Origin of the sequence: Bacillus cereus group sp. BfR-BA-01379 (genome assembly GCF_022663605.1) — a bacterium.
Lineage (GTDB): Bacteria > Bacillota > Bacilli > Bacillales > Bacillaceae_G > Bacillus_A > Bacillus_A mobilis.
The window spans coordinates 1-278 of sequence record NZ_JAKUFT010000251.1 but is presented as its reverse complement, the minus strand read 5'-3'; the positions used below and the strand labels follow the sequence as shown (position 1 = coordinate 278).

Genomic DNA, 278 nt, shown 5'->3' with positions numbered 1-278 from the left:
CCATCATTTTGAACTGGAAGAAGAACTTTATGCGTGATTCCTTTTATGAGTGGTAAGTATGTATCAACAACGAATTCTAGTGCATCTTCTTTTTGTCGTTGTAATCTTTTTATAAAATTTTTCTCATTTGATTTCATGTAGCAATTCCCCTTATTTTTTTGTAAAAGCTTTTACACCCTATATAACGTCTTAGAAAAAATTTTCTCTCATCTTTTTTATTTTTTGTATGTTATGGAATACTTTCCCTAAGACATTGTCTCACATAACTATGTATTACA

1 pseudogene is annotated in these 278 nt (G+C 28.8%); it reads right to left on the bottom strand.

Features of this window, described 5'->3' with window-relative positions:
* Positions 1–137 (bottom strand): annotated as a pseudogene (locus MR113_RS27695) (sigma-70 family RNA polymerase sigma factor); the annotation flags it as partial.
* Positions 138–278: the final 141 nt, after the last annotated feature.